Source organism: Carboxylicivirga sp. M1479 (assembly GCF_007097485.1).
Lineage (GTDB): Bacteria > Bacteroidota > Bacteroidia > Bacteroidales > Marinilabiliaceae > Carboxylicivirga.
On sequence record NZ_VKDE01000003.1, the window covers coordinates 121,711 to 135,130 of the forward strand.

At 37.7% G+C, this 13,420-nt stretch carries 11 protein-coding genes; 7 read left to right on the forward strand and 4 right to left on the reverse strand.

Annotated features, from left to right (window positions below; all coding sequences use genetic code 11):
- Positions 1–7: 7 nt before the first annotated feature.
- Both FNN09_RS03395 and FNN09_RS03400 read right to left on the reverse strand, forming a co-directional pair.
- Entirely contained in the window at positions 8–1,174 is a 1,167-nt protein-coding gene (locus tag FNN09_RS03395; RefSeq protein WP_185968838.1) for a carbohydrate porin, read from the reverse strand.
- Positions 1,175–1,206: 32 nt separating this feature from the next.
- Positions 1,207–1,728 carry a chemotaxis protein CheW gene (locus tag FNN09_RS03400; RefSeq protein ID WP_143300077.1) on the reverse strand — a complete coding sequence of 174 codons (522 nt, stop codon included), beginning with the start codon at positions 1,726–1,728 and terminating at the stop codon, positions 1,207–1,209.
- A gap of 520 nt (positions 1,729–2,248) precedes the next feature.
- Here FNN09_RS03400 and FNN09_RS03405 point away from each other — a divergent pair.
- The 6 genes from FNN09_RS03405 (at position 2,249) to FNN09_RS03430 (ending at position 10,498) form a co-directional block, all read left to right on the forward strand.
- Positions 2,249–3,481 carry a DUF4407 domain-containing protein gene (locus FNN09_RS03405; protein WP_143300078.1) on the forward strand — a complete coding sequence of 411 codons (1,233 nt, stop codon included), beginning with the start codon at positions 2,249–2,251 and terminating at the stop codon, positions 3,479–3,481.
- Positions 3,465–4,115: a response regulator transcription factor gene (locus FNN09_RS03410; RefSeq protein WP_185968839.1), complete on the forward strand. Its 651-nt coding sequence runs from the start codon at positions 3,465–3,467 to the stop codon at positions 4,113–4,115. The genes FNN09_RS03405 and FNN09_RS03410 overlap by 17 nt, the downstream gene beginning before the upstream one ends.
- 414 nt (positions 4,116–4,529) lie before the next feature.
- Positions 4,530–6,554 (forward strand): methyl-accepting chemotaxis protein, encoded by a 2,025-nt coding sequence (locus FNN09_RS03415; RefSeq protein ID WP_143300080.1) that lies wholly within the window; start codon positions 4,530–4,532, stop codon positions 6,552–6,554.
- 19 nt (positions 6,555–6,573) lie between these two features.
- Positions 6,574–8,547, forward strand: a complete 1,974-nt coding sequence (locus FNN09_RS03420) for a Cache 3/Cache 2 fusion domain-containing protein (RefSeq protein ID WP_143300081.1) — start codon at positions 6,574–6,576, stop codon at positions 8,545–8,547.
- A gap of 109 nt (positions 8,548–8,656) precedes the next feature.
- Positions 8,657–9,181: a chemotaxis protein CheW gene (locus FNN09_RS03425; protein WP_143300082.1), complete on the forward strand. Its 525-nt coding sequence runs from the start codon at positions 8,657–8,659 to the stop codon at positions 9,179–9,181.
- A 297-nt stretch (positions 9,182–9,478) separates the two neighbouring features.
- Positions 9,479–10,498: a hypothetical protein gene (locus FNN09_RS03430; protein WP_143300083.1), complete on the forward strand. Its 1,020-nt coding sequence runs from the start codon at positions 9,479–9,481 to the stop codon at positions 10,496–10,498.
- A 143-nt stretch (positions 10,499–10,641) separates the two neighbouring features.
- On the opposite strand, the gene FNN09_RS03435 is transcribed toward FNN09_RS03430, so the two are convergent.
- A complete protein-coding gene (locus FNN09_RS03435; protein WP_143300084.1) occupies positions 10,642–11,451 on the reverse strand; it encodes an SDR family oxidoreductase in 810 nt (269 codons plus the stop codon).
- Between the two features lie 19 nt (positions 11,452–11,470).
- Positions 11,471–12,100 carry a hypothetical protein gene (locus tag FNN09_RS03440; RefSeq protein ID WP_143300085.1) on the reverse strand — a complete coding sequence of 210 codons (630 nt, stop codon included), beginning with the start codon at positions 12,098–12,100 and terminating at the stop codon, positions 11,471–11,473.
- 653 nt (positions 12,101–12,753) lie between these two features.
- Between FNN09_RS03440 and FNN09_RS03445 the strand changes: the two genes are divergently transcribed.
- Positions 12,754–13,380: a DUF6266 family protein gene (locus FNN09_RS03445; protein WP_143300086.1), complete on the forward strand. Its 627-nt coding sequence runs from the start codon at positions 12,754–12,756 to the stop codon at positions 13,378–13,380.
- Positions 13,381–13,420 lie beyond the last annotated feature (40 nt).

The window sequence follows — 13,420 nt, forward strand, 5'->3', positions numbered from 1 at the left end:
TTTTGTGCTAAAAGTTGATATACGTTCTGATAAGCCCTATGGCTGTGTTATTGTTACTAGCCATGGCTCCCGGATTAATAATGTACTGTACCTCGGGCTGTATGACAATGTTTTGGCTAATAGTTGCTTTGTAAAAACACTCGATTACTTGCTCGTAATTATGTTGGTAGGGTTTGTTATGGCCAACTAACTGCTTGTTAATTGATAAAGAAGCCAGAGCTAAGCCAATGGAGTCATCTTGTCGTTTGCTAAAGGGTGCATACAAGTTTAGTCCGGCCGCGGCAAAAAACGGATACTCATTTCTGTCTTCTGGAGCCAGCCCAAATTTCACAAACATACCAAGGCTACTTCTACCAGTAGTTATTTTACTTAATAGTTGGTCGGCAATAAAATATAGGCCGTAATTCCCTTTGTGTTCCAAGGTCGGCTTCGCCATATCGATGAAATAGTTACTGTGATAGTAGCCTCCCACTCGATAAGTGCCTTCCAGTTTCTCTAATAGTGAAACAGAATATGAAAACTCCCCAATTGATAAATACCCACCATCCTTATTAATCGAAAAACTGGTATTGTAGGGCTCATCATCGAGTGAAAGAGGATCCCCCTCGTACACAGCTGCTTTTATATTTGTTGCATCCGATAATTGATACTCTATGATTGACCCAAGGCATGGCTTAGGAAAGATTGAGACCATCACATTCATTGAAACGGATGGCATAATGCCAAATGAGCTGTTAATATACTCACTAGCATAATCGCTGGCTACAAATGTTGAATTTAAGTCGTGATTGCCGACTGTTATAGAAAAACGACGCCAGGTGTGTTTGTACCATAATTGATATAAATAGGTGTAGTCGCCATTATCAATATTAGAAAATACTTGTAAATCACCTACCAAATCAGCCGAGGCCGTTGCTCCGTGAGTGTTTTCAAGGTGAAAATAAAATTCTCCACCTGACCATAACCTGGCAGCTTTGGTATCAAAGCTGGTAGCTAAATCAATCATGCCCATATAGGCGTTGGCATTTTCAATAGCACTTTTTGAACTATTAACGTAATCGCTAACGTACGACGCCTCAAATGAAAAGGCATCTTCTAATTGGCAAAGGGCTAGTTGAGTACAACTGGTGAATACTAACAATAATGGCAACATTCGCATTGCCATAGTATTCATTGTGGCTCTATTATTAAAATGAGAGCGGTCCATTAAACATGTATTTGATTTGGTATTGTTTCTTCTTCTTCTTCTAGGCTATCCTTTAGCTGAATAATTTCTTCACTATTAATAGCCTTTTCAATGTCGAGTAACATGATAAATTGCTTATCCCGATGTACAAGTCCTTGAATAAACTCCGAATTAATTCCTTGTCCTACTTCTGGTACATCCTGAATATCTTCCTCTGCTATCTCTAACACATCAACTACCTTATCGGCCATGGCACCAATTACTTGCTCAGTACCATTAATGTTAAGGTTCAATACCATGATGACATACTTATCGGAGGTAGTGTGAGCTTCCATGTCAAATTTTAATCGCATGTTAACAACCGGAATAACCTGACCTCTGAAGTTGACTACTCCTTCAATTGTTTCTGGGGACTTGGGTAAATAGGTGATGGATTGCTCATCCGATACTTCAATTATCTCAAGTACCCTATTAACCCCAAGTGCAAACGATTCGTTTTTTAAATGAAAGCTTAGAAATGACTGCAATAAATTGTTTTTCATAATGGTGTGTTTTGCTGTTATACAATGCTGAGGGAAGGCAAAATAATTTACTACAATGGTAGCTAGAACAATACTTGTAAAAAACGGTATTTGTAACTGTCTTATTTGTACAAAAGGGGGTTTGTGCTCCCCCACAAAAGGGTTGTTGAATTGGGGGGGTAAGCCTTCTAAATGATTAATTTCTTATGCTTGTGTAATTGTTGGATAGTGCATTGTTCACACTTAAGTGTAAGCGGTGTATATGAAGTATTGAAGGAATGATATTTTGCTAGGTGACTTTAAATTGACACCTATCCAAAAAAAATAATAGAATACTAAAAGCAAAATATATGCTCATTATATTTTATTGTTTAGTTCTATAGGTTCAATAATTTTTGCAAAATTAAAATGAGTTTTACTTTGGATCGCTAAGAGGTGTCTTGTTTTAAGAATAAGAAAACGGTACAAAAAGGGGGGCGTGAATAGTGGTTTTGGGCTGTACCATCTTTTGAATTGTTTAAGATATTTACCAAAAAAAATCATGAGCGCTTTTTTTAAGTGTATTTATCATTTTATTCTTTGGTCTTCAGGAGCCGACCTGCGTTTATTGCATCAGGTTGAAATAGATAAAAACAAGTATGTGGGCATTGGAGGCACTGTATTGTTTACAGCCCTAATGGCGGCATTAGCCGGAGGTTATGCTTTTTACACAACTTTTCAAAGCATTGGTATAGCATGTGTGCTTGGTGTTTTTTGGGGCGCACTCATATTTAACTTGGATAGGTACATTATTAGTACTATGCAGTTCAGTGAAAGCCAAAAGCCACTAAGCAGATTTTTAAAGGTGCTGCCACGTTTGTTAATGGCAATTGTATTGGGCTTGGTAATTGCAACACCCATTGAATTAAAACTTTTTGAAAGAGAAATTGAAACAAGCATTGAGCAAAAAATATTGATGTTAAGTAACCAGCAACAGATTCATGTTGATAGTTTAAAATCTGTACAACTTTTGGGTGTAAGTCGTCAAAAAGAGGACTTAAATGAACAAATTAATCAGCGGATTGCAAAGCATGATTTGTTGCAAGATAAAGCAGAAAGGGCTTACGCGCTATACCTGCAAGAGTTAGATGGTTCGGGTGGTTCAGGTCAACGAGGTAGTGGCCCTATTTTTAGAGAAAAGAAACAAGAGTATGAACGCTTACTTAAGCAAGCAACAGCATATGCGAAAGATTCAGAAGCCTTGAATAAGGTTGATAGGGAAAGAATTAAACAGCTGGAACTAAAGGTTGAAGAAACACAGAAAGCGTACCAGAGAAGATTACAAGCCCTAATCGATAAAAACGAAGATAATAATGGCTTGGCAGCACGTCTCTTAGCTTTGAGTGAAATAGGGCATTCAAACAAATCCATGCTTATGGCTAAGTGGTTGATAAGCCTATTGTTTATAATCATTGAAACAGCTCCGGTTCTTTTTAAGCTTATCAGTAATAAAAGTGCTTACGATTACCGCTTTATGCGCCTTCAAAATGAGGCTGTGTCTTACGAAAAGTTTTTGCACCATCAGTTTGTAACAGAAAATGAACATGAAAAAATAATTTTCGATGATTGGATGAAGCAACGATTGACTTTGGAAAAGGAATCCAATACAGATTTGGCGAAACAGAAAGCAAAGCTAATTAAGAACAGGCGTCAAGCAGCATTGGAACAAGGTAATCAGATAAGCGAAAATAATGCTAAACGAAATGACATACAAAACGATGAACAGAAAAATTAAAATCGCCGTTGTTGAGGATCAGCCACTTTTTAGGAAAGGCATAGTTAGTATTATCAACGCTCATGATGACATGGAGCTTGTTTTCGAATGTAGTAACGGCTTGGAGTTTTTAATTGAGTTAAAGAATCATATACCCGATGTGGTACTTATGGATGTGATAATGCCGGTGATGGATGGAAAAGAGGCCATATCCAATGCCTTAATCCTGCACCCCCATTTGCGAATTATTGCTCTAACCTTATTAAGTGATAAAAGTGACTACCACCAAATGATATGCAGCGGTGTTAAAGGCTTTTTGAATAAGGATGTAAACCTCGATGAACTATTCAAAGCCATTAATGAAGTGTCCAAAGGAGGAGTCTACTTTTGTCAGAATGTGTTACGTGACTTAATGTCAAATGATGATACAGCACAAACTGATAATGCTGAAATAAGTGAAAGAGAGAAAAGTATTTTACAATATATATGCCAGGGTGATACAAACAGCCAAATAGCAGAGCGATTGTCTATTAGCATAAAGTCTGTGGAAAGGTGTCGTGCTATACTTGTTAAAAAAACAGATTCCCGTAATACCGCCCATATGATTACTAAAATTGTTTTGAATAAGGTGGTAAAAATTGAATTAGCAGATTAGGTGTGCTCCATCTGATTGACGGCAAATTGTGGTTATTTGACCTTGTTAGAATTACAAATGACATTCTTGTAGAGATAATGGGAGAAGATATTGAATAATCGATTAGTGAAATTGTAAGCAATGCACTAGGGAATCCTACAATTGTAACCAGAATTTATTTGATGTTGTGTTGTGCGAGCATGGGTGTTACACTGTTTTGTATTAGCATAAAAACTGCTCAATGCTACAGGCCGTATTTGATGCTGTAGATGATAATTATATTCGCTAAGTGTTTAATTAATAGTAAATCTTTGTTGCAAACCCCCCTTTTGGGTTATTGTTTTTAGGGTAAAAGTATGGTGTTTTATTCTTGTTAATATCAGAATTTTACATACATAAAAAACAAACTTTTAAAAACAACAAATCCGATACCCCATGAAATGGAAAAATATTAAACTAGGGAAGAAATTCTTTGTCTCATTTGGAGTCATAGTCATATTATTAATCGCTGCTGCAGGCTGGTCTATCAAAGGAATAAGCGATATAGTGGCTGATGCTGATGTAGTTATAGCAGGTAATCAATTGCGTGCAGAATTAGACGAGCGTTATGTTGATCACTTACTTTGGGCGCAAGACGTTAGTAATTTATTGACCAATGACGAAGTTCATGAGTTACATGTGCAAACCGATCATCATCAATGTAAATTTGGTAAGTGGTACTATGGTGAGGGAAGAAGACACGCAGAGGAATTAACACCGCAGTTAAAAAGTAAATTTGATGAGTTTGAACAGCCACATATACATTTGCATCAATCAGCTATCAAGATAAATGAAGTATTTGAGCAGATGGATTGGCAGATGGCGCTTACCTTAACGGAAGCACAAATGGCACATATTAATTGGATGCATCAGGTAAAAGATGATATCTTTATTAATAATAGTGCTCAAATTAATGTTCAGAAGGATCCAACTCAGTGCAAGTTTGGAAAGTGGCTTGAGTCTGACGAATTTAAAGCGTTTATGCGTGAGAACCCGCATTTACAATCTAAAGTTGATGCCATAAATACAGCACATCGTGAGTTGCATAGTTCTGTTAAATTAGCTGAAAATTACCAGCAAAATGGACAAAATAATCAAGCAAAGACCTATTTTGAATCAACTATTTTAAAAAATACAAATGATGTATTAGCACACCTCAACGATTTTACCTCACATGTAGGTGATGGTTTGAATGGTATGCAAGAAGCAAATGCCATTTATCAGGATGAAACCATGGTTCACCTCAAAAGGATGGGTGATTTATTTCATGAAATTTCTGAAGAGTCGAAAGAATACATCATGACCGATGAGGTGATGAAAGAGGAAGCTTCAATAACACGCTATGGTATTATTGTAGCTAGTATCATTATGATTATCGTTTCAATTGTTCTTGCTTACTTCATATCCAACAGTATTGTTAACCCATTGAAAGCATCTGTTGATTTTGCAAAACGAGTAGCCCAAGGCGATTTAACAGCAAAAGTTGATGTTGATCAGGAAGACGAAATAGGTGAATTGGCTAATAGCCTGAAAGGTATGATTCTGCAATTACGTGAGATTGTTGGAAATATAAAAACGGGTGCCGCTAATGTTTCTACTGCCAGTGATCAGTTGAGTTCTGGTTCGCAGCAAATATCAAATGGCGTTAGTGAGCAGGCAGCAAGTGCCGAGGAAGTGTCATCGTCCATGGAGGAAATGACAGCTAACATACAGCAGAATACTGAGAACGCCTTGCAAACACGTACGATAGCCTTAAATGCTACCAATGCTATGGAGCAAGTAGCTACTGCGTCAAACGATAGCATGAAAGCAGTGCAGGACATTGTTAAGAAAATAAATATGGTGGTTGAGATAGCTGAAAAAACTGACCTGCTAGCCATTAATGCCGCTGTTGAAGCAGCGCGTGCAGGCGACGAAGGAAGAGGTTTTGCGGTTGTAGCTGCCGAAGTAAGAAAACTTGCCGAACGCAGTCAAACGGCAGCGAATGAAATTGTTGAATTGGCCGAGAATGGACTTATTCTTACTGAAGAATCAACTAAGATGTTAAATGATATCTTGCCGGAAATTCAAAAAACATCGCAATTAGTTGATGAAATTGCTTCAGCGGGAAGGGAACAGGAAACAGGAGCTAACCAGGTGAATGCGGCCATTCAGCAATTAAGTCAAATAACACAGCAAAATGCCTCATCATCTGAAGAAATGGCGGGTAGCTCTGAAGAATTAGCTGTTCAAGCAACAGAGCTTGAAGGTGCTACTCAGTTTTTTAAGATCGATAATGTCACGTTCCAGCAGAGTGCTCATAAGGGGAGGAATAAAGTTGCTCCTCAAGCAATGGGAACAAGCCTTAAACGCCCTGCTCAAAAGCCAATTATTGAGTTAGAAATGTCACAGGAGAATTTGGATGATTACGGTAGTTATTAATTAGTATAAAGAACGGCAAATGGATTTTTTGAATAATATAAAAATCAGAAAGAAGCTTAACTATAGCTTAAGTTTAGCCATGACTGTATTGATTTTGGTGATGGGTATTATCATCTTATCAATTCAGGAACGGGAGTTGAATGAGGAGGCTGATATACGTATGGGTGAGCAAACGACCGATATTTTACAGCTGATTGAGCGTGAAGTGGTTCAAAACCAAGAAAAAGTTCAGTTAAGCATGAGCTTTGCAGAATCGTATTTCAAAAATCTGGGAGAAATAAGTATTGATGAGTCAAACATTTTAAGCATGCGAGTGCTTAACCAATCAACTCAACAGTCTAAAACAATCGGTTTACCGTCCTGGACTGTCAATGGAGATATTATTCAAGAATCTAATGCTATAGTTGATGCGATTCAAAAGCAGGTAGGAGGAACCGCCACAATCTTTCAGCAATTTAACGATGGTTATGTGCGTATATCAACCAATGTAAAAGCTAAGGATGGAAAACGAGCTACTGGAACCTATATTGATAATGATTCACCTGTTTCAAAAGCAATCACTAAAGGAAGAACCTTCACCGGACGCGCTTTTGTCGTAGGCGAATGGTATCTGACTGCCTATCATCCAATAAAAGTAGATGGGCAGGTGAAGGGGATTTTATATGTGGGTGTTAAAGAAAAGGAGTTAAGCGAGCTTAAATCAATTCTTTCTGAAAAAGAGTTTTTTCATACAGGATATCCATTTATTGTTGATAAGAACGGACAGCTGATAATTCATCCCGAAAAGGAAGGCGAAAATATAGAGAAAAGTACACTGTTCACTCATCTTGTGAGTGATGAGAACTTGCAGTCTCGCATTGAATCAAATTGGGATGATAAAGATGTTTTGTTGTATTCGAAGTATATGACTTCAATTGAGGCTTATGTGTGTGCCTTGGTGTTTAAGGATGATTTATTGGTAAGTATTAGAGCCATGAGAAGTGTATTGGCGATAATTCTGGTAATTGGCATAATTATATTTGTTTTAATTAATAGCTGGATAAGTTCTAATATAGCTAAAGGATTAGAGAAAGTGGCTGGGGTGAGTGAGGCCATTGCGAAAGGTGATTTAAACCAGGATGTAGATATTCAACAAAAGGATGAAATTGGTCGTCTGGCTGCTTCTTTATCCAGTATGAAGGAAACACTAAAAGGTGTAGTTGGTACCATTCAGACAGGTGCTGGTAATGTGGCTCAGGCAAGTGAGCAATTAAGTGCAGGTTCACAAAATATATCAAGCGGAGTAAATGAACAGGCTGCTAATGCCGAAGAGGTGTCTTCGTCGATGGAAGAAATGACTGCTAATATTCAGCAGAACACCGAAAATGCAGTTAAGACACGTGATATTGCACTCAAAGCCAGTGGTGACATCGAGTTGGTGGCACAAGCTTCCAATGAAAGTATGCAAGCGGTACAAGATATTGTTAAACGTATTGGCATAGTTGTAGAAATTGCCGAAAAAACAGACTTGCTAGCGATTAATGCAGCTGTTGAGGCAGCACGCGCAGGAGAAGAAGGTCGAGGATTTGCTGTAGTGGCAGGTGAAGTTCGTAAGCTAGCCGAGCGTAGTCAGCAAGCAGCCAATGATATTGTTGAACTGGCCGAACAAGGCTTGGTTTTAACTCAAAGCTCCACAGAAAAGTTAAACGCGATCGTGCCCGAAATTAAAAAAACCTCGCAATTGGTAGAAGAGATAGCTGCAGGGGGCAGAGAGCAGGAGGCAGGCGCTCATCAGGTTAATGCTGCCATTCAGCAGTTGAGTCAAATAACCCAGCGAAATGCTTCTTCATCAGAAGAAATGGCAAGTAGTTCAGAAGAATTATCGGTGCAAGCAGGCGAACTGGAGGATGCCATTAGTTTTTTTAGTATCAACAACAGGCATGTTGGTGTTAAAAATAAAGTACGCCACAACGTAATGACTAATGGTATATTACAAGGTACGCGAGTGAATTAGATAAATAGCGGACAGAATTACAGTGCTCTAGTCAAAAGCAAGATGTCTCTAACTGCTATTGTAGGGCTAGTAACAATATAAGAAAAGGAAAAAAATAAAACGTATAAGCATGAAGAAGATAAACTCATATTTAACATTTCGCTTAAAAGGTGAATTGTTTGCAATAGGTGTCGAAAAAGTATTGGAAATTATTGAAACCAGTGAAGAACATGCGATCACTGCCCTTCCAAAAGCACCTGAAACAATACAGGGCGTAGTTAATTTTAGGGGTAATGTAATACCTGTTGTTAATACCCGCAAAAAATTTGATCTTGAGGAGTATGCCGAGAATGAGAAGCATGTTGTGATGGTTCTTAATCTCACCATTGGTGGCGTAGAGCAGGTGATTGGAGCTATGGCCGATAAGGTGGTTGATGTGATTGAAATTGACAAGGAACAAATACAGTCGGTACCAGAAGTTGGTAAGGGTTACGATTCAGATTATATAGCAGGTGTTGTTTTTCGAAATGATAACTTTATTATGCTTTTGGATATTGAGGCTGCTATTGATTCTGCGGAAATTGTTCAACTTCGAAAAGAGGAAGAAGCAGATGAAAATGAAGGTGATGAAGTAGTTGTTGAAGAAACAGAATAACGATATTTCCAGTTTTTCTGGGTGAATAGGGTTAGGATGAGTGTTAGTCCGGGATTTGGGTTCCCGGACTTTTTTTGGTATAAGTCATACGATAGCAACATGGAAATTAGGTAAATAATATTGCTGCTTTTAACTTACACTGTTGAATGATATAATAAGAAAAGCAGGGCGTCACTATAGTGGAGGTAACAATAATTAAGTTCGAACCAATAGCTATGCTCACAACTTAGGTGATAACTTCCCTGAATAAGGGGCGTGAGAATTGAAAATAGGTATTTATTGGTGTAACTTAAACCAATGGATGACAAGGGTGAAATACAGAAAGCCTTATTTAATTACATTAAGCAACAATTACCTGTAAATCTAAGCCTGGTGCATGAAGTGTCGGAACTACTTGAACTGAGTTATGACAGTACATATAGAAGACTGCGCCTGGAAAAGGCCTTAACCCTCGATGAGGCATTGATACTGATTAAGCACTTCCAGTGTCCTTTGGAGTTACTTATGAAAAATGAGCTTAACTTGCTTACCTTTCAACATTTTTGTGTTGCTCCAGAACAATTTGATAAGCATCAATGGATTGATTTTATTTATGCCAGGTTAAAGCTAATTTGTAAAGCACAAAAGAAGCAAATTATTTATGCCGCTAAGGATCCTCCTATCTTTCAATATTTTCAGTTTCCGGAGATTGCATCTTTTAAGTTTTATTTTTGGGAGAAAACATTGTTTCATTCGAAGAAATTAGATGGAAAAACATTTAGTTTGGATAAAATGGATCCTGATGTAGTTGAGAAATGTCGGAAAATAGCCGCCCTTTCATTGCAAATACCAACAGTCGAGATTTGGAATGAGGACACATTCACTATTTTGTTGAGACAAATTGAATACCATTGGGTGTCAGGTTATTTTGATACTAAGGATGACTTGCTTCAATTGCTCAACAGTATTGAGCTATGGTTATATCATAATCAGAAACAGGCTGAATTAGGTATGAAGTTTCTATATGGCCATGAGCCGCACGGTCTTAAAAACTCATACACTCTTTACGAAAATGAAATAGTGCTGAACGATAACTCTATATTTATATCAGAAGATAACAAGTCTAGTGCTCATATTACATATAATGTGCTTGGACTTTTGGCATCTTCAAATGATAATTTTTGCCATAACGTGGCCAGTCTTCATCAAACATTAATATCGAAATCGAATCTCATAAGTCAGGTTGCCGAGAAAGAGCGTAATCGTTTTTTTAATAAGCTACATGCCAAGGTTAAACAATTTAAAGAGCTACATGAGTTGTCGAAATTTGATGGTTGATGGCAATGTTTTTAAAGGGTAGCTAACGCAATAGTACCACTTGAAATTCAAATTGTGTAGGTATAGTTACTAAATAAACGGTGTTTTTATCACTTATCTTAACCTGTGTAAGGTAATTCACTTCTGCGATTGCAGATTTTAACTTAGCATACTTGTGCGCTACTAGAATTTATTTTCTTCGCCTGATAGCTAGTTAGTTTGTAATAGAAGGGGCGCGGGATGACACGCGACAGCATGACGATGAGTTTGTTGACTATCCCTGGAATGCAGATGACTTTGTTTGATTTTAGATGTCTGAGACTATAGGATACAACTTCTTTATCGCTCATCCACAGTAGTTTGGATTCAAGGTTTGAGTGATTTTTATTTAAGCCCATACGCGAATGAAAACTGGTGTTGATAAACCCTGGGCAAAGTGCCTGAATTTTAATTCCATACGGGTGTAAGTCGATAAACATACATTCCGATAGATTGGCTATGAAAGCTTTGCTAGAACAGTAAAAATAACTTAACGGTGCAGGGAGGTAGGCGCATAAGGATGCGACGTTGATGATCGAACCACTTTTCTGTTTTTTCATTTTAGGCACTACCGTGTGTATAATCCGCGAGGCTGCTGTAATGTGAACCTGAAGCATTTGACTTTGCTTATCAAAAGAGTCTTCGTAGAAATCACTTCTATTACCAAAGCCAGCATTATTTATCAACATATCAACATTGGAGAGCTTATCAATTGAGGAGATTAGTGATCGCAGTTCTGCCTGATTGCATAAATCGGCCTTGAAAGTGGCAATATGCGTGTCGTAGCTTCCTTCCAGTTCCTCCTTAATCGTCTCCAATAGGTTTTGTTTTCTCCCAGTCAAGAATAGGTTCCAGTTCCTTTTTGCAAGTTGGGTCGCAAATGCTTTACCAAGTCCACTTGTGGCCCCCGTTATAATGGCTGTTTTGTCAAACATGGTTAATTTATTAATGACTTTATAGTTCAGATAGGCGCTTCTTTAATCGTAAGAGGTTGTTCGTAAATACTTTTTTGATGACAGGCTCTTGAATCCACTGAGGGAACTTAGGAGCCTCATTAGAAAAAGTTTTAAAAGTAATTTTCGTTAGCTCATCACTGATTCGTTCAATGGTCCACGATGCTTCATAATGCTTGTTTTGCTTTTTTTGTTGATGATAGTTGTTAGTACTCATGACTTTGATGACACTGTGCTTACTATCTGTTTTGAAAAAGCTGTACCGGGCGATTAGTTCACGATTGGTAAATGGCCAAGGAAGCTCTATATTAATGCGTAGGAGATGATGGGAGCTATCAGAAAAAGAATCAATAGACTTGATACCAATAAACCACTCGCTAGCCGTGTTACAGTTACGTAGGTACTTTTCAACAAGGTCAAACGAGCAGGTAGTGAGTAGTTCTCCTTTACGCTCTCGTACTGCTTGTGAATCATTTAGTGTAATCCACCGCTCATATAATTTTATCTTGTTTTTTTCTTTCACAAAGGCCCAATTGTTGTCATTAGTATTACATAATGACGTGTTGACTACTTTTGCAGATGCTAGTTCTGGTGATAGTAGTTTGACTAAGATGAGAATAAGTAAAATCATGATGCAAACTTTTAAGCTGTTATTACTTTTTAAATACACGGACTGTTGTAAGAGCACTGCCAGGCAGTGTGGAACTGTAATGTATAGTGTAAAAGTAGATGCATAGCTGTTTTTGTGCGAATGAAAAATCAGGTGCTGGTCGTGCCGTTGTTGGGATAATTGCAAATAACTTTGGAGTTATGTGTATGTGCTCTTTATTATCACTTAAAATGTTGGCAACAACTGTTTGATTTGCAAAAAATGCCAGATTTTATAATCTGCATTGGGCGTCTGTTGCATGCATTGCAATTGTTGTGTTACAAACCATGTGTATAGTCCAATTAGTCTCAACTCAGATAATCATTGCAAATATCATGGAGCTGCCCAAGCCCGGGTTCAGAGTAGCTTAAAGCTTATGTTCTGGTAGCTTATATACATATCATATATGTATCCTATTATAGTCTACTTACTATTGAATAGGAATAAACTACGTTTTAAATACATATCATCTTCGATAGAACTTTGATAAAAAACGAATATGAATTGACAATGGGACGAATAAACTATAAATTTAATTAGTTAATAATTGGTAGTATGCTCATTGTTGCTTCGGTTTACCCTAGTGCTTGCCTTAGTGATGACCATACCCTGACCAGCTAAATAATAGTATTGTTATGGCACGTATCGATAATCCTTTATTTAAAGGACTAAAAGGTAAAATTGGTGGTTTAATCTTTTATGAAAGAGATGGCCAGACTTTTGTACGATCAAAGCCCGATGGTATCAAGGATGCCAAAACGCCTTTGCAATTAAATCAGCGTAAAAAGATGGAGTTAGTCAATGATTTTCTTCGCCCATTTAAACGCTTATTGAAAAGAACGTTTGTTGATCCACAATCAGAGAAGCGAGCGTATAACCTGGCAAAATCATATAATTTATTGAATGGAACCAGTGGCTTTGCCGATGAAATGGAAATTAATTATCAGACAGCGCTTTTGTGTAAAGGTCCTTTGGTGAAGCCGCAACAGGTAGGTGGTGAGAAGGGTGTGAATGGCATTGTAATAAAATGGAAGTATGTTAAGGGTGAGGGTTCACCGTATGATAATTTGTTGGTGATGATGCGTCATAAAACTTATTTGTCGTCCGATTTTTTATTCACTGGAGCAATGCGGAATGATGAAAAGTACTACTGGCAATTTGATGGTAATTACAATGTTCAGGATTATCATTTCTGGCTTGCTTTTACCGATAGGATGGGGGAGGAAATGAGCAATAGTGTCTATGTAGAGTTGATTCAATAAAAAAGAGCCGGCATAACCGGCTCTCCTGTTTGTATTGATA